This is a genomic window from Variovorax sp. MPBD4-3, from assembly GCF_058809745.1.
This window is the reverse complement of the sequence record NZ_JBXASW010000031.1, coordinates 14,154-30,286: the sequence shown is the minus strand read 5'-3', so window position 1 is coordinate 30,286 and position 16,133 is coordinate 14,154. Positions and strand designations below refer to the sequence as shown.

Below are 16,133 nucleotides of genomic sequence, written 5' to 3'. Positions count from 1 at the left end.
GAGATAATCGGGGGGCGTTTCCACATTCCTAAAAAGCCCCCCACCATGACGACCACGATCCAGCAGGCCGACCTGATCGAATCGATCAGCGCCGCGCTGCAGTACATCAGCTACTACCACCCCGCCGACTACATCGCCCACCTGGCCCGCGCCTACGAGCGCGAACAGAGCCCCGCGGCCAAGGACGCCATCGCGCAGATCCTGACCAACAGCAAGATGAGCGCCACGGGCCAGCGCCCGATCTGCCAGGACACCGGCATCGTCAACGTGTTCCTCAAGGTGGGCATGGACGTACGCTGGGGCGGCTTCACCGGCAGCCTCGACGACGCCATCAACGAAGGCGTGCGCCGCGGCTACAACCACCCCGACAACACGCTGCGCGCCTCGGTCGTGGCCGATCCGCAGTTCGACCGCAAGAACACCAAGGACAACACGCCCGCGGTGATCTTCACGGAGATCGTTCCGGGCGACAAGCTCGAGGTCACCGTCGCGGCCAAGGGCGGCGGCAGCGAGAACAAGAGCAAGCTGGTCATGCTGAACCCCGGCGACAGCGTGGTCGACTGGGTTCTGAAGACGGTGCCCACCATGGGCGCCGGCTGGTGCCCGCCGGGCATGCTGGGCATCGGCATCGGCGGCACCGCCGAGAAGGCCGCCCTGATGGCCAAGGAGAGCCTGATGGACGACCTCGACATGCACGAGCTGCTGGCCAAGAAGAACTCCGGCGCCGAGCTCAGCAAGGTCGAGGCGCTGCGCGTCGAGCTGTACGAGAAGGTCAACGCGCTGGGCATCGGCGCGCAAGGCCTAGGCGGCCTTGCCACCGTGCTCGACGTCAAGATCCAGATGTACCCCACGCACGCGGCGAGCAAGCCCGTGGCGATGATCCCCAACTGCGCGGCCACCCGCCACGCGCACTTCACGATGGACGGCAGCGGCCCCGTGTACCTCGAGGCGCCGTCGCTCGACCTGTGGCCCGACGTGAACTGGGCCCCCGACGAGAAAAAGAGCAAGCGCGTCGACCTCGACAAGCTCACGCCCGCCGAAGTGGCGAGCTGGAAGCCCGGCGACACGCTGCTGCTCAACGGCAAGATGCTCACCGGCCGCGACGCCGCGCACAAGCGCATCCAGGGCATGCTGGCCAAGGGCGAGAAGCTGCCGGTGGACTTCACCAACCGCGTCATCTACTACGTCGGCCCGGTCGACCCGGTGGGCGACGAGGCCGTCGGCCCCGCCGGCCCCACCACCGCCACGCGCATGGACGGCTTCACCGAGATGATGCTGGCGCAGACCGGCCTGATCGCCATGATCGGCAAGGCCGAGCGCGGCCCGGTCGCCATCGAGGCCATCAAGAAGCACAAGAGCGCCTACCTCATGGCCGTGGGCGGCGCCGCCTACCTGGTCAGCAAGGCCATCAAGACCGCCAAGGTGGTCGGCTTCGAGGACCTGGGCATGGAAGCCATCTACGAATTCGACGTGGTCGACATGCCCGTGACGGTGGCGGTCGACGCCGGCGGCACCAGCGCGCACATCACCGGCCCGGCCGAGTGGCAGAAGCGCATCGCCAGCGGCGAGTTCAAGACCATCATGATGGAAGAAGCCTGAGTTGAGCCCGATAGGCGTCTTCGACAGCGGGGTCGGCGGCCTCAGCGTGCTGGCCGCGCTGCGGGCCGAGTTGCCGCGAGAGAACTTCGTCTACTTCGCCGACACGGCCTACGCGCCGTACGGCGAACGCGGGGACGCCTACGTGATCGAGCGCTCGCGCGCGGTGGTCGAACAGCTGCGGCGCGAGCACGGCATCAAGGCGCTGGTCGTCGCATGCAACACCGCCACGACCGCCGCCATCCACCTCATGCGCGCCGAGCATGCAGACCTGCCGATCGTCGGGCTGGAGCCCGGCCTCAAGCCCGCCGTGGCGGCCACCCGAACGGGGCATGTCTCGGTGATGGCCACGCGCGGCACGCTGGCCAGCGCCAAGTACGCGGCCTTGCGCGCATCGTTCGCCGGATCGGCCGAGGTGCGATCGGTGCCCTGCGACGGGCTGGTGAAGGCCATCGAAGGCTTCGACGCGGCAGGCATCTCCGCACTGTGCGAGCGCTACATGAAAGAGGCCGGGCCTTTCGGCGACGGCCCCGCGCAGGTCGACACGGTGGTGCTGGGCTGCACCCACTATCCGCTCGTGAAGGACGAACTGCGCCGGCATGCGCCGTCCTCGCTGCGTTTCATAGACACCGGGGTGCCGGTCGCGCAACAGACGCGGCGCCTGCTTGCTTCGGCAGGCCGGCTCGCGGACAACGGCCACGGCGCGCTGCGCCTGGAAAGCAGCGGCGATGTCGCCGTGCTCGAAGCCGCCGCGGCGCGCTGGCTGGGGCTTGCTGCCGGCACTTTCACTTCAGCCTGATCGGACTCCATCATCTCCATGCGTTCCCAGATGCGCCGCGCCGCCCTCTTCCTGAGCCTTCTGTTGGCCGCGGGCCTGAGCCACGCGGCCTGCGAGAGCGGGCTGGCCGAACGCATGCACGCCAAGCTGTACCCCAAGCGCCCGCTCGACGAACGGCTCGCGGCGTGCAAGGTCTGGCCGGCCTTTCCGGGACGCAGCATCGTGGTGCTGCCGCTGCCCCGCGAGACCACCGACAACGGCGCCAAGGTGTTCGACCTCGAGCTGCTGCTGATCCAGAGGCCCGACAACGGCAACACCGAGCGCGACGTGGTGATCGGCCGGCTCCTGCAGCCCGAGGCGCTCGACGAAGACGCCACCACGTCGATCCAGGACATCCGCATCGACACCTCGCGCTACGTGCTGGCGTCAGACGCCCGCGCCTTCGGCGTGCGCGTGCGCTACCGGGGCACCAGCGCGCCCGGCAGCCCGCTGGCCAGCGAGACGGTGCGCCTGTACGTGCAGCACGGCAAGCAATTCCGCCAGGTGCTGCAGGAGGTCGAGCTCGACCACGACAACGGGGGATGGGATTCGACCTGCACCGGTCACTTCGAGAAGCTGCGCACGATGCTGTCGGTCGGCAAGGCGACGAGCAACGGCTTTGCCGACCTGCAGCTGTCGCGCACGCTGGTGCAAAGCCGCGCGCAGCAGGAGGAAGACCAGGGGTGCGTGGAGAAGGCGCTGCCCGCGAAGTTCAGCACCGTGACGCTGCGCTACGACGGCGAGCGCTTCAAGGTGCCGAAGTCGCTGCTGCGCCAGGCACCCTGAAGGCGTTCCGGCCTCAGTGCAGGTGACGCGGACGGCGGCCGCCGCCGTGTCCACCGCCGCTGCCCCCGCTGCCGGGGCCACCCGTGCCGCGCGGGCGCTTGCCGATCTCCAAAGAGTTCACCAGGGCGTCGAAACGGTCGCTGAAGAGGCGATCGATCTCGGAGACGACCCCACCCAGCTCGGCACCGTCGAAATGGCGCTCCATGAGGTTCACGACGTCTTCCACCAGCAGGTCGCGCTGTACCTGCATGATCGCGGCCGGGTTGGGGCCCACGAACAGCATCAGGAAGTCGTCGCGCGACTCTTCTTCAGGGTCGCCCTCTTCCTCGTCGAAGTCGGTGTCGTAGAACGTGACCTCGATGGCCGCGCCGCGCTCCGAGAGCTCGTTCAGGCCCATGCACATCTCGTCGAGCGCCTGGCGGAAGTCTTCGTCGCCCGGCACCGTCCAGCAGATCTGGAGCATGTGGTCCTTCTGCTCGAAGCGGATGCCCGGCTCTTCTTCGTAGGTGCTGGTGGCGCCGTCGGCCAGCGACTTGGCGCCGGCGTACTTCCACAGAGGCTTGAGCGCCTCCTGGATCTGGTCGAAGCTCACGTCCGCACGCAACGGCACATCGCCGTGCACATGGATCTCAAATGGAGCGTTGTAGCGAGGCATCGAATGCTCCCTTGTAAATGTGGTACCCGGAACGGGGGTCGAACCCGTATGCCCCGATTAAGGAAGCGGCGGATTTTAAGTCCGATGTGTCTACCAATTTCACCATCCGGGCGTCAGGTTGAACATCGACGATAACCCAAACAAAACAAGCCCCGGCAACGATGGTTGGCGGGGCTTGGTGATCGGGGTCGAATCGAGTTGAACGAGAAGGTGGAGGCGCGACCCGGAGTCGAACCGGGCTAGACGGATTTGCAATCCGTTGCATAACCGCTTTGCTATCGCGCCACGCAGAAAAACGAAATCGACCTAGCGAAAAAAAGGGAAGCTGGAGCTTCCCTTTTTCAAAACTGGAGCGGGAAAAGAGTCTCGAACTCTCGACCTCAACCTTGGCAAGGTTGCGCTCTACCAACTGAGCTATTCCCGCGTTTCGAGCCTCGAATTATATACCAATATTTCGGGGCTCCGAAAGTTTTGCGATCAATCGATCGATCAATGTTTGACGGAGCCCTCGGAAGCCGGTGCCGCCGCGCGCTGCTTGGCCAGTTCGGCCACTGCAGCAGCCGATGCGGCCACTTCTTCGTCGGACAGCGGCTCGGGCATCTTCTCCAGCGCGATCTCGAGCACCTTGTCGATCCACTTGACGGGCACGATCTCGAGGCCGTTCTTCACGTTCTCGGGAATGTCCTGCAGGTCCTTGGCGTTCTCTTCCGGGATCAGCACGGTCTTGATGCCGCCGCGCAGCGCGGCCAGCAGCTTTTCCTTCAGGCCGCCAATGGCCGTCACCTCGCCGCGCAGCGTGATCTCGCCGGTCATCGCGACATCGCTGCGCACGGGAATGCCCGTGAGCGCCGACACGAAGGCCGTCGTCATTGCCGCGCCCGCGCTCGGGCCGTCCTTGGGCGTGGCGCCGTCGGGCACGTGGATGTGGATGTCGCGCTTCTCGAACACCTCGTCCTTGATGCCGAGGCGGCGCGAGCGGCTGCGCACCACGGTGCGCGCGGCCTCGACCGATTCCTTCATCACGTCGCCCAGCGAACCCGTGCGGCTGATCACGCCCTTCCCGGGCATGGTCACGGCCTCGATCGTCAGCAGGTCGCCGCCGACTTCGGTCCATGCAAGGCCGACCACCTGGCCGACCTGATTCTGCTTTTCCGCGAGGCCGAAGCTGTACTTGCGCACGCCCAGGAACTCGTTGAGGTTCGCGCCGTCGACCGTGACCTTCGGCTTCAACTGCTTGAGCAACAGGCCCTTCACCACCTTGCGGCAGATCTTGGACAGCTCGCGCTCGAGCGAACGCACACCCGCTTCACGCGTGTAGTAGCGCACGATGTCGCGCACGGCCTCTTCGGTGACGAAGAGTTCTTCGTCCTTCACGCCGTTGTTCTTCATCTGCTTGGGCAGCAGGTACTTGATCGCGATGTTGGTCTTCTCGTCCTCGGTGTAGCCCGAGAGGCGGATGACTTCCATGCGGTCCAGCAGCGCCGGCGGAATGTTCATCGAATTCGAGGTGGCGACGAACATCACGTCGCTCAGGTCGAAGTCGACTTCCACGTAGTGGTCGCCGAAGGTATGGTTCTGCTCGGGGTCGAGCACCTCGAGCAGCGCGCTCGACGGGTCGCCACGGAAGTCCGTGCCCAGCTTGTCGATCTCGTCGAGCAGGAACAGCGGATTGCGCGTGCCGATCTTGCTCAGCCCCTGCAGCACCTTGCCCGGCAGCGCGCCGATGTAGGTGCGGCGGTGGCCGCGGATCTCGGCTTCGTCGCGCATGCCGCCCAGCGCCATGCGGGTGTACTTGCGGCCGGTCGCCTTGGCGATCGACTGCCCGAGCGAGGTCTTGCCGACGCCCGGCGGGCCCACGAGGCACAAGATCGGCGCCTTGACCTTGTCCACGCGCTGCTGCACCGCGAGATATTCGAGGATGCGGTCCTTGACCTTCTCCAGGCCGTAGTGGTCGGCGTTGAGCACGGCTTCGGCATTGGCCAGGTCGTGCTTGATCTTGGTCTTCTTGCTCCAGGGCAGGCCGATCAGCACGTCGATGTAGTTGCGCACCACGGTGGCCTCGGCCGACATGGGCGACATGAGCTTGAGCTTCTTGAGCTCGCCCTCGGCCTTCTTCAGGCCTTCCTTGGACATCTTGGCGAGCTTGATCTTCTTCTCGATCTCCTCGATGTCCGCGCCCTCTTCGCCTTCGCCGAGCTCCTTCTGGATGGCCTTGACCTGCTCGTTGAGGTAGAAGTCGCGCTGGTTCTTTTCCATCTGGCGCTTCACGCGGCCGCGGATCTTCTTGTCGACGTTCAGGATGTCGACTTCGCGCTCGAGCTGGCCGAACAGGTTTTCCAGGCGGGCCTTGACGTCGTCGAGGTCCAGCACGGCCTGCTTGTTGTCGAGCTTGAGCGGCAGGTGCGCGGCGATGGTGTCCGCCAGGCGGCCCGGATCGTCGATGCTGGAGATCGAGGTCAGGATCTCGGGCGGAATCTTCTTGTTCAGCTTGACGTACTGATCGAACTGCTGCATCACCGCGCGGCGCAGCGCCTCGACCTCGGTACCCTTCTCGCCGCCTTCGGGCGCCTCGACGGGCGTCACGTTGGCCGAGAAATGGGTTTCGCCGTCATCGATGCGGTTCACGCGGGCGCGCTGCTGGCCTTCTACCAGCACCTTGACCGTGCCGTCGGGCAGCTTGAGCATCTGCAGGATGGTCGAGACGCAACCCACCTCGAACATGTCCTCGACCGAGGGCTCGTCCTTGGCGGCGGCCTTCTGCGCCACCAGCATGATGCGGCGCTCCGCTTCCATGGCCAGTTCGAGCGCCTTGATGCTCTTGGGGCGACCCACGAACAGCGGGATCACCATGTGGGGAAACACCACGACGTCGCGCAGCGGCAGCAGCGGCAGGTCGAGGGCTTCGGGAGGCAGAGGGGTATGGCCAGACATGCAGATCCTTCGCGTCTTTGGCTTTAAGCCTTTTTCGCAGCTTCGCGGTACACGAGCAGCGGGGGCTTGTTTTCGTCGATGGTCGATTCCTCGACCACCACCTTGTCGACATTGGTCGCGTTCGGCAATTCGAACATGGTGTCGATCAGCGACTGTTCAAGGATCGAACGCAGGCCGCGCGCACCGGTCTTGCGGGCCAGGGCCTTGCGAGCGATCGCCTTGAGCGCCGCCGGGCGGATTTCGAGGTCCACGCCTTCCATCTGCAGCAGCTTGGTGAACTGCTTCACCACGGCGTTCTTGGGCTCGGTCAGGATCTGGACCAGCGCATCCTCGCTGAGTTCCGCAAGCGACGCGACCACGGGCATGCGGCCCACGAGTTCGGGGATCAGGCCGAACTTGATCAGGTCTTCGGGTTCGACTTCGCGGAACACCTCGGTGATGCTGCGCTGCTGCTTGCTCTTGACCGACGCGCCGAAGCCGATACCCGAGGCCTCGGTGCGGTTTTCGATGACCTTTTCCAGGCCGGCGAAGGCGCCGCCGCAGATGAACAGGATGTTGGTCGTGTCGATCTGCAGGAAGTCCTGGTTCGGGTGCTTGCGCCCGCCTTGCGGCGGCACGCTGGCCATGGTGCCTTCGATGAGCTTCAGCAGGGCCTGCTGCACGCCCTCGCCCGATACGTCGCGGGTGATCGAGGGGTTGTCGGACTTGCGCGAGATCTTGTCGATTTCGTCGATGTAGACGATGCCGCGCTGGGCGCGTTCGACTTCGTAGTTGCAGCTCTGCAGTAGCTTCTGGATGATGTTCTCGACGTCTTCGCCCACGTAGCCGGCTTCGGTCAGCGTGGTGGCGTCGGCCATCACGAAGGGCACGTCGAGCATGCGAGCCAGCGTTTGCGCCAGCAGCGTCTTGCCCGAGCCCGTGGGACCGATCAGCAGGATATTGCTCTTGTTGAGCTCGACGTCCTCGCCCTTGGCCTTTTCCTTGTGGCGCAGGCGCTTGTAGTGGTTGTAGACCGCCACCGACAGCATGCGCTTGGCCGGCTCCTGGCCGATCACGTAGTTGTCGAGGTTGGTCTTGATCTCGAGCGGCGTCGGCAGGTCGCTGCGTGCCTCGCGCGCTTCTTCACCCGCGGGCAGTTCGTCGCGGATGATCTCGTTGCAAAGGTCGATGCACTCGTCGCAGATGAAGACCGAAGGGCCCGCGATCAGCTTCTTGACCTCATGCTGGCTCTTGCCGCAGAACGAGCAATAAAGCGTTTTTTCGCTGGAGGAGCCTTTTTTTTCGGCCATGGACAGATGCCTCGTTACAGGGTAGGGACAATGATAACTAAACAAAAACGGCGTTTCCCGTAAGGAAAACGCCGTTTCTGCCATTTGTTGGCGCCACCGGCGCCGGACTTCAACCGCGCTTGGCGACGACCTGGTCGACCAGGCCGTAGTCCTTGGCCTCGTCGGCAGTGAGGAAATAGTCGCGCTCGGTATCGGCCTTGACCTTTTCCAGCGGCTGGCCGGTGCGTTCGGCCAGGATGCGGTTCATCTGGTCCTTGGTGCGCAGGATGTCGCGCGCATGGATCTCGATGTCGGTCGCCTGGCCGCGTGCGCCGCCGAGCACCTGGTGGATCATGATCTTCGAGTTGGGCAGCGAGAAGCGCTTGCCCTTCTCGCCGGCTGCCAGCAGGAAGGCGCCCATGCTGGCCGCGAAGCCCAGGCACATGGTCGACACGTCGGGCTTGATGAACTGCATGGTGTCGTAGATCGCCATGCCGGCGCTCACGCTGCCGCCCGGGGAGTTGATGTAGAACGAGATGTCCTTGTCCGGGTTCTCGCTCTCGAGGAACAGCAGCTGCGCCACCACGAGATTGGCCGTCTGGTCGTTGACCTCGCCCACCAGGAAAATGATGCGCTCCTTGAGGAGGCGCGAGTAGATGTCATAAGACCGCTCGCCGCGGCCCGATTGCTCGATGACCATCGGGACCATGCCGAGGCCTTGGATTTCCTGTGCGCTCATGAATTTGCTCTCCGGAAAGTGAAATCGTTCGCTGTTTGTTAACTGTACGCCTGAGTGAAATGGGGCTCGTGCCGCAAAGCACAAGCCCCATTGGCGTAGCGGGCGAAGACGGAAATCAGCCCTGCTGCTGCGCCATCAGTTCGTCGAACGACACCGACTTTTCATTGACCTTGGCCTTGCCCAGGACGAAGTCGGTCACGTTGTTCTCGATGACCACGGCTTCGACTTCGGCCAGGCGGTTGTTGTCGCTGAAGTACCAGCGCACCACGTCGGCCGGCTTCTCGTAGCTGGCGGCCAGCTCGTCGATGTGGGCCTTGATCTGCTCGGGCTTGGCCTGCAGGTTGTTGGCACGCACCAGTTCGGCCACCACCAGGCCCAGGCGCACGCGGCGCTCGGCTTGCGGGCGGAAGACTTCGTCGGGGATCGGTGCCTTGTCGGCGTCCTTGATGCCGCGCTGCTTCAGTTCGGCGCGGGCGCCTTCGACCATGCGGTTCACTTCGGCTTGCACACTGGCGTTGGGCAGGTCGAGTTCGGCGTTGGCCACCAGGGCGTCCATCACGGCGTTCTTGTTGCGTGCCAGCAGGCGGAACTTCACTTCGCGCTCGAGGTTGCGCTTGATGTCGGCGCGCAGGCCTTCCACGGTGGCTTCGGCGATGCCGAGCGACTTGGCGAGCTGTTCGTTGACTTCCGGCAGGTGCGAGGCTTCGATCTTCTTCACGGTCACGAGGAAGTCGGCTTGCTTGCCGGCCACGTCCTTGCCGTGGTAGTCGGCCGGGAACGACAGCGGGAAGGTGCGGCTGTCGCCGGACTTCATGCCGCGCACGGCGTCTTCGAATTCCTTGAGCATCTGGCCTTCGCCGACGATGAACTGGAAGTCTTCGGCCTTGCCGCCCTGGAAGGGCTCGCCGTCGATCTTGCCTTCGAAGTCGACCGTCACGCGGTCGCCATCTTGCGCCACGGCGTCTTGCGCGCGCTGGGCGAAGGTACGGCGCTGCTTGCGCAGGATGTCGAGGGTCTTGTCGATGGCGTCGTCGCCCACTTCGGCCGAGAGCTTCTCGACTTCGGCGCCCGACAGGTCGTTGATCTTGACTTCAGGGAACACTTCGAAGACCGCGTCGAAGGCCAGTTCGCCTTCGGGTGCGTTTTCCTTCTCGGTGATGCGGGGCTGGCCGGCGACGCGCAGCTTGGCTTCGTTCGCGGCTTGCGAGAAGGCTTCGCCGACCTTGTCGTTCATGACTTCGTAGTGCACCGAGTAGCCATAGCGCTGGGCCACGACGTTCATCGGCACCTTGCCGGGACGGAAGCCGTCCATCTTGACGGTGCGCGCGAGCTTCTTGAGGCGCGAATCGACTTCGGACTGGATGGTGCCGACCGGCAGGGTCAGCGTGATCTTGCGTTCGAGCTTCTCGAGAGTTTCAACGGTCACGGTCATGATGTCTTCCTGGTAAGGGGGCTGTGCGCGGGGCCTGCATCTTTTTATCAATACAGATCAAGGACTTACACGCGCTGGCGGGATTTATGCGGAGGCACGCGGGTGCCGCCTGCAAAACTGGGCAACCCGGGATTCTAATCCGGCGGGAAAGCGGGTTTTCACGGGGTTGAAGCGCGGGGGGATCGGCGGTCAGGTTTGACCAATATTCGGGTCGTACAGTGACTCTCGATTCATCCTCACTCACAGGGATGCACAGGAAAATTCTCATGATCCAGCGAATGTTTGCCGCCCTCGCCCTCAGCCTTGCCGTGGCATTCGGCATGCCCTCCCTCGCGCAGGCCAGGACCGACGCGCCGGCTCCGAAAGACCCGACCATCCAGCAGATCTACGAGGCCGCCAACGGCGGCCGGATGTCCGACGCCGACGCGATGATCGCGAAGGTGCTGAAAGACCACCCCGACAGCGCGAAAGCGCATTTCGTGCACTCCGAGCTGCTCGCGGCCGAAGGCAGGCTCGACGACGCGAGAAGCGAACTCGCCAAGGCGAAGGCGCTGTCGCCCGCACTCGACTTCGCCAAACCCGAGGCCGTCGAACGGCTCACGAACAAGCTCGACAAGCCGGCTCCGCAGGCCAGGAGCACGCCCTCCCGCGTGAGCGAGCCCGCTGCGCCGGCACCGCGCGCCGCCGAGAGCCGGACGAGTTCCGTGCCGTGGATGCCCATCGCCCTGCTGGGGCTGCTGGTCGTCGGCTACCTCGCCTTCCGGCGCCGGGTCGCGCCGCCCGCCGCACCGGCCGCCCCGTCGTACGGCCCCGGGCCGGGCATGCCCGGCATGCAGCAAGGTGCGCCGGCGGGCTATGGAAACTATGGAAACTACGGCCCGGGCGGCAACTGGACGCCCGCGCCACCGCCCGCCGCCAGCCCCGGCATGGGCCTCGGCTCGGCCCTTGCCACGGGTGCGGCCGTGGGCGTCGGCGCGATGGTCGCGCAAGAGGCGGTGCGCCACTGGATGCATGGCAGCGACAACAACAGCGTGATCGACAACAGGGACAGCGGCACGACCCGCATCGCCGACAACGGCAACACCGAAATGGGCCGCGGCCTCTGGCCCTCGTCGACCACCCCGGAGCCCGACCGCATCGTCGACAACGACTTCGGCATCAAGGACACGAGTTCCTGGGACGACTCGAGCGGCGGCGGCGGTTTCGACAGCGGCAGCGACAGCAGCAGCGACAACGACTGGTAAGAGCCCGCCAAAAAGAAAAAGCCCCGTTCCTCACGAAACGGGGCTTTTTCAACTGCTCGATAGAACGGGCTACTTAGCAGAGGGCTGGTGCGCGGGGCCGGACTCGAACCGGCACGTTCTTGCGAACGTCAGGACCTAAACCTGGTGCGTCTACCAATTTCGCCACCCGCGCGATGCCAATCTTTTCAGGTGAATGCAAAAGCGGACGGGCTTCCTGCGCCACGGATTCCCGTGGGCCAAAGACCATCCGCTTGAAATCGGTCAGCTTTGTATTTTAGACGCTAATCGGCACCGCTTTCGGCTCGCGCTTCACACGGAATGCAGCGGCGTACATCGCAGGCAACGCGAGCAGGGTCAACACCGTTGCCACGATCAGCCCGCCCATGATCGCAACCGCCATCGGCCCCCAGAAAACGCTGCGCGACAACGGGATCATCGCCAGCACCGCGGCAGCTGCCGTCAGCACGATCGGACGCAGCCGCCGCACCGCCGACTCGACGATCGCGTCCCACGCCGGCACGCCCGCCGCGCGGTCGATCTCGATCTGGTCGATCAGGATCACCGCATTGCGCTGGATCATGCCCATCAGCGCGATCACGCCCAGCAGCGCGACGAAGCCGAACGGCCGGTTCAGCACCAGCAGCGCGCCGGCCACGCCGGCAATGCCCATCGGCCCGGTGATGAACACCAGCAGCGAGCGGCTGAAGCTGTGCAGTTGCAGCATCAGCAGCGTGAACACCAGGAACAGCATGATCGGCACGCCCGCCACGATGGAGGCCGAGCCCTTGCTGCTTTCCTCGGCGGCACCCGCCACCTCGATGCGATAGCCGCCCTGCCCGGCCGCGGCCCAGCCGGCCTCCAGCTCGCGCAGCTTCGGCAGCAACTGGGTGGTCACGGTCGCGCCCTGCAGGCCCTCTATGACGTCGCCCTGCACGGTGATGGCGTAGTCGCGGTTCTCGCGCCACATCACGCCCGGCTCCCAGGTGAACACCGGCTTGGCGATCTGCGCGAGCGGAATCGAGCGGCCCGAGCTCGTCGGGATGTAGGCATTGCCGATGTCCGAGATGGCCTGGCGCTCGTCGGGCGCCTGGCGCAGCACGATGTCGATGAGCAGGTCGTTCTCGCGGTACTGGCCCACGGTGGTGCCGCTGAACATCGTCTTCGATGCCTGCGCGATGGCCTGGCTGGTCACGCCCAGGGCGCGGGCCTTGGCCTGGTCGACCTCGAGGCGGATCACCTTCACCGACTCGTTCCAGTTGTCGTTCACGCCGCGCATGTTGGCGTTGTCGCGCAGCACGGCCTTGACCTCGTCGGCATGGCCGCGCAGCAATGCGGGGTCCGGTCCGATCACGCGGAACTGCACCGGGTACGCCACGGGCGGCCCGTTGGGCAGCAGCTTGACGCGGCCGCGCACCTCGGGAAACTCCTGCGCCAGCAGCTGCGGCAGCTTCAGGCGCAGCGTTTCGCGCACCTTCAGGTCCTTGGCCAGCACGATGAGCTGCGACACGTTGGTCTGCGGGAATACCTGGTCCAGCGGCAGGTAGAAGCGCGGCACGCCGGAGCCGATCCAGGTGCTGACCGTGCTCACGCCGGCCTCTTCCATGAAACGCTTCTCCACCCGCTTGGCCACTTCCTCGTTCGCGGCGAACGAGGTGCCTTCTGGGAACCAGATGTCCACCAGGATCTCCGGCCGGCTCGAGTCCGGGAAGAACTGCTGCTGCACCTTGCCCATCCCGACGATGCCGAGCGCGAAGATCAGCACGGTGGCGCCGATGGTCATCCAGCGGTGCTGCACGCACCAGTTCACCGCGCGGCGGAAGGCGTTGTAGAACGACGTGTCGAACAGCTCGTGCGGGGGCGCGTCAGGGTCGTGCGGCTTCACCTTGAGCAGCAGCGTGCCGAGGTACGGCACGAAGTAAACCGAGACGATCCACGACAGCACCAGCGCGATCACCGTCACCGCGAAGATCGCGAAGGTGTACTCGCCCGTCACCGACTTCGCCAACCCGATCGGCAGGAAGCCGGCCGCCGTGATGAGCGTGCCCGTGAGCATCGGCTTGGCCGTGACGTCGTAGGCGTAGGTGGCGGCGCGGGCCTTGTCGTAGCCCTCTTCCATCTTCCGCACCATCATCTCGACCGCGATGATGGCGTCGTCCACCAGCAGGCCGAGCGCGATGATGAGCGAGCCCAGCGATATCTTGTGCAGCCCGATGCCGAAGTAGTTCATTGCCAGGAAGGTCACGGCCAGCACCAGCGGAATGGTGATCGCCACCACCAGCCCGGGACGCATGTCGATGTACCAGCCGAAGCGCCCGCCCCTGTGCAGCCCGAGCGAGATGATGCTCACGGCCAGCACGATGGCCACGGCCTCGATCAGCACGCCGACGAATTCGTTGACCGAGCTGGCCACCGACACCGGCTGGTCCTGCACCTGCGCCAGCTTCACGCCGGCCGGCAGGCGCTTGTCGATGGTGGCGGTGGTGGCCTTCAGCGCCTTGCCCAGCGCGATGATGTCGCCGCCCTTGGCCATCGACACACCCAGCGCAATCACTTCCTTGCCCTGGTGGTGCACCTTGACCGCCGGCGGATCGACGTAGCCGCGATGGATGTCCGCGATGTCGCCCAGCTTGAGCTGGCTGCCCGAGCTGCCGCGGATCGGCATGTCGCGCAGCTGGTCGACGCTGGTGAACTGGCCGGCCACGCGCACCTGCACCACGTCCTGCGGCGACGAGATGGAGCCCGCGCTCTCCACCGCGTTCTGCGAGCCGAGCTGCTGCAGCACCGCGTTGAAGTCGAGCCCGAGCTGTGCCAGGCGCTTCTGGGAGATCTCGATGTAGACCTTCTCGTCCTGCACGCCGAACTGGTCGACCTTGGCCACGTCTTTCACGCGCAGCAACTGCTGGCGCACGTCGTCGGCCATCGTCTTGAGCTCGGCGTAGCTGAAGCCTTCGCTCTCCAGCGCGTAGATCACGCCGTAGACATCGCCGAAGTCGTCATTGAAGAACGGGCCCTGCACGCCGGCCGGCAAGGTGGCGCGCATGTCGCCGATCTTCTTGCGCACCGTGTACCAGACGTTCGCCACCTCGGTGGACTTCGACGAGTCCTTGATGTTGAAGATGATCTGCGACTCGCCCGGCTTCGAATAGCTGCGGATCTTGTCGGCGTAAGGCGCTTCCTGCAGCGTGCGCTCGAGCTTGTCGGTGATCTGCTCGGCCACCTGCTGCGCGGTGGCGCCGGGCCAGTAGGTCTTCACGACCATGGCGCGGAAGGTGAACGGCGGGTCTTCGTCCTGCCCGAGCTGGAAGTACGCGAACACGCCCAGCACCATCAGCACCACCATCAGGTAGCGCGTCAGGGGCGCGTGGTCCAGCGCCCATCTGGAGAGGTTGAAGCCGGCGGGCTTGTCGTTGGGGTTCGCCGGGCTGCCGCTCATTTGGCAGCACCGCCGGTTGCGCCTGCAGCGATCTCCTTGCCGCTCGCGGCGACGGCCGCCACGGGCTGGGCCGATGCCTTCGCACCGGCATTGGCGGCGGCCGCGGCCGCCTCCTTCGACTGGTAGATGGTGACTTTCTGCCCCGGCGACAGCACGTGCACGCCGGCGGCCACGACCATCATGCCGGGCGTGATGCCGCTGGCGATGACGGCCTCGTTGCCGTCTGCCGTGGCCACCTGCACGGCCTGCGAGCGCACCGTCATGGTCGATTGGTCGAGCACCCACACGGCCGTGCCCTTGCCCTCCTGGCGCAGCGCGCTGGTCGGCAGCTTCATGACAGCGGTGGTCGCGTGCGCCAGCGCCTGCGGCCGTGCATAGACCGTGGCGCCGAGCGGCGGCGAGGCGGCCGCGTCGATCGCGACCTTGACCGAATACGTGCGCGTCACGGCATCGGCGCTGGCCGCCACCTCGCGCACCTGGCCCTGCAGTTCGTTGCCGCCCGACCAGCCGCGCACGGTGACCGGCGAGCCGATCTTGACGAGCGTGGCGCGGTCTTCCGGCACCGCGAACACCACGTCGCGCGCGCCGTCCTGCGCAATGCGCACGACCGGCGTGCCGGCCTGCACCACCTGGCCCGGCTCGGCCTCGATGGCGGTGACGATGCCGGCCACGTCGGCCACCAGCGTCGTGTAGTTGGCCTGGTTGCCCTGCGAGGAAAGCTGTGCCTGCGCCTGTTCGAGCTGGGCCTGCGCGGCCTTCCAGGTGGTTTCGCGGCGCTCCAGTTCGGCGCCGCTGATGAAGTTCTGCTCGCGCAGTTCGCGATAGCGCTTCAGGTCGGCTGCCGCGAGGTCACGATTGGTCAGCGCGGCGGCCTGCTGGGCGCGGGCGGCTTCGGCGGCGAGCCGGTAATCCTGCGGATCGAGTTGCGCCAGCACCTGGCCGGCCTGCACGTGCTGGCCCAGTTCCGCCTGGCGCCGGATGATCTTGCCCGCCACGCGGAAGCCCAGCCGCGACTCGACGCGCGCCCGCACCTCGGCGGAGAACTCGGGCTGGGCGTCGAACTCGCTCGCCCCCACGGTCACGACCTTGACCGCGCGAACGGGGTCCTCGACCGCGGGTTTAGGCGAGCAGCCGGCCAGGAATACGGCGGGAAGCAGCAGCCATGCGGCGCTGCGGGCGCGGGAAAAGACAGTGGTGGAGGCGGTCATGAGACACCCAGGAGAGGACGAACC

11 protein-coding genes and 4 tRNA genes are annotated in these 16,133 nt (G+C 65.7%); 4 read left to right on the top strand and 11 right to left on the bottom strand.

The window, feature by feature from the left end; translation table 11 throughout:
• The first annotated feature begins 45 nt into the window (after positions 1-45).
• The 3 genes from AC1RVW_RS18265 to AC1RVW_RS18255 are packed head-to-tail and all read left to right on the top strand — an operon-like array spanning position 46 to position 3,199.
• The gene (locus AC1RVW_RS18265; protein ID WP_106934748.1) at positions 46-1,599 is read left to right on the top strand and encodes a fumarate hydratase; all 1,554 of its coding nucleotides are present in this window, start codon (positions 46-48) and stop codon (positions 1,597-1,599) included.
• A gap of 1 nt (position 1,600) precedes the next feature.
• Positions 1,601-2,395, top strand: coding sequence for a glutamate racemase (murI, locus tag AC1RVW_RS18260; RefSeq protein WP_493201588.1), 795 nt, complete (start codon positions 1,601-1,603; stop codon positions 2,393-2,395).
• A gap of 18 nt (positions 2,396-2,413) precedes the next feature.
• The gene (locus AC1RVW_RS18255; RefSeq protein WP_081270876.1) at positions 2,414-3,199 is read left to right on the top strand and encodes a PA3715 family protein; all 786 of its coding nucleotides are present in this window, start codon (positions 2,414-2,416) and stop codon (positions 3,197-3,199) included.
• Positions 3,200-3,212: 13 nt separating this feature from the next.
• Here AC1RVW_RS18255 and AC1RVW_RS18250 read toward each other — a convergent pair whose 3' ends face one another.
• From AC1RVW_RS18250 to tig, 8 genes are all read right to left on the bottom strand, one after another.
• Positions 3,213-3,854 carry a DUF6806 family protein gene (locus AC1RVW_RS18250; protein WP_081270877.1) on the bottom strand — a complete coding sequence of 214 codons (642 nt, stop codon included), beginning with the start codon at positions 3,852-3,854 and terminating at the stop codon, positions 3,213-3,215.
• A gap of 20 nt (positions 3,855-3,874) precedes the next feature.
• A tRNA-Leu gene (locus tag AC1RVW_RS18245) sits at positions 3,875-3,966 on the bottom strand.
• Between the two features lie 99 nt (positions 3,967-4,065).
• Positions 4,066-4,139: transfer RNA gene (locus tag AC1RVW_RS18240), tRNA-Cys, on the bottom strand.
• Positions 4,140-4,202: 63 nt separating this feature from the next.
• Positions 4,203-4,278: transfer RNA gene (locus tag AC1RVW_RS18235), tRNA-Gly, on the bottom strand.
• Positions 4,279-4,343: 65 nt separating this feature from the next.
• Positions 4,344-6,785, bottom strand: coding sequence for an endopeptidase La (gene lon, locus AC1RVW_RS18230; protein ID WP_081270878.1), 2,442 nt, complete (start codon positions 6,783-6,785; stop codon positions 4,344-4,346).
• A gap of 23 nt (positions 6,786-6,808) precedes the next feature.
• Entirely contained in the window at positions 6,809-8,074 is a 1,266-nt protein-coding gene (gene clpX / locus AC1RVW_RS18225; RefSeq protein WP_081270879.1) for an ATP-dependent Clp protease ATP-binding subunit ClpX, read from the bottom strand.
• Positions 8,075-8,183: 109 nt separating this feature from the next.
• On the bottom strand, positions 8,184-8,792 hold the full coding sequence (gene clpP / locus AC1RVW_RS18220) for an ATP-dependent Clp endopeptidase proteolytic subunit ClpP (RefSeq protein ID WP_081270880.1): 609 nt from the start codon (positions 8,790-8,792) through the stop codon (positions 8,184-8,186).
• Between the two features lie 115 nt (positions 8,793-8,907).
• Positions 8,908-10,224, bottom strand: a complete 1,317-nt coding sequence (gene tig / locus AC1RVW_RS18215) for a trigger factor (RefSeq protein WP_081270881.1) — start codon at positions 10,222-10,224, stop codon at positions 8,908-8,910.
• A 266-nt stretch (positions 10,225-10,490) separates the two neighbouring features.
• Between tig and AC1RVW_RS18210 the strand changes: the two genes are divergently transcribed.
• Positions 10,491-11,468 carry a tetratricopeptide repeat protein gene (locus AC1RVW_RS18210; RefSeq protein WP_493201584.1) on the top strand — a complete coding sequence of 326 codons (978 nt, stop codon included), beginning with the start codon at positions 10,491-10,493 and terminating at the stop codon, positions 11,466-11,468.
• Positions 11,469-11,553: 85 nt separating this feature from the next.
• On the opposite strand, the gene AC1RVW_RS18205 is transcribed toward AC1RVW_RS18210, so the two are convergent.
• From AC1RVW_RS18205 to AC1RVW_RS18195, 3 genes are all read right to left on the bottom strand, one after another.
• Positions 11,554-11,640 (bottom strand) — tRNA-Leu (locus AC1RVW_RS18205).
• Positions 11,641-11,742: 102 nt separating this feature from the next.
• Positions 11,743-14,901, bottom strand: a complete 3,159-nt coding sequence (locus AC1RVW_RS18200; RefSeq protein WP_493201582.1) for an efflux RND transporter permease subunit — start codon at positions 14,899-14,901, stop codon at positions 11,743-11,745.
• The gene (locus AC1RVW_RS18195) at positions 14,898-16,109 is read right to left on the bottom strand and encodes an efflux RND transporter periplasmic adaptor subunit (RefSeq protein WP_493201580.1); all 1,212 of its coding nucleotides are present in this window, start codon (positions 16,107-16,109) and stop codon (positions 14,898-14,900) included. The genes AC1RVW_RS18200 and AC1RVW_RS18195 overlap by 4 nt, the downstream gene beginning before the upstream one ends.
• Positions 16,110-16,133: the final 24 nt, after the last annotated feature.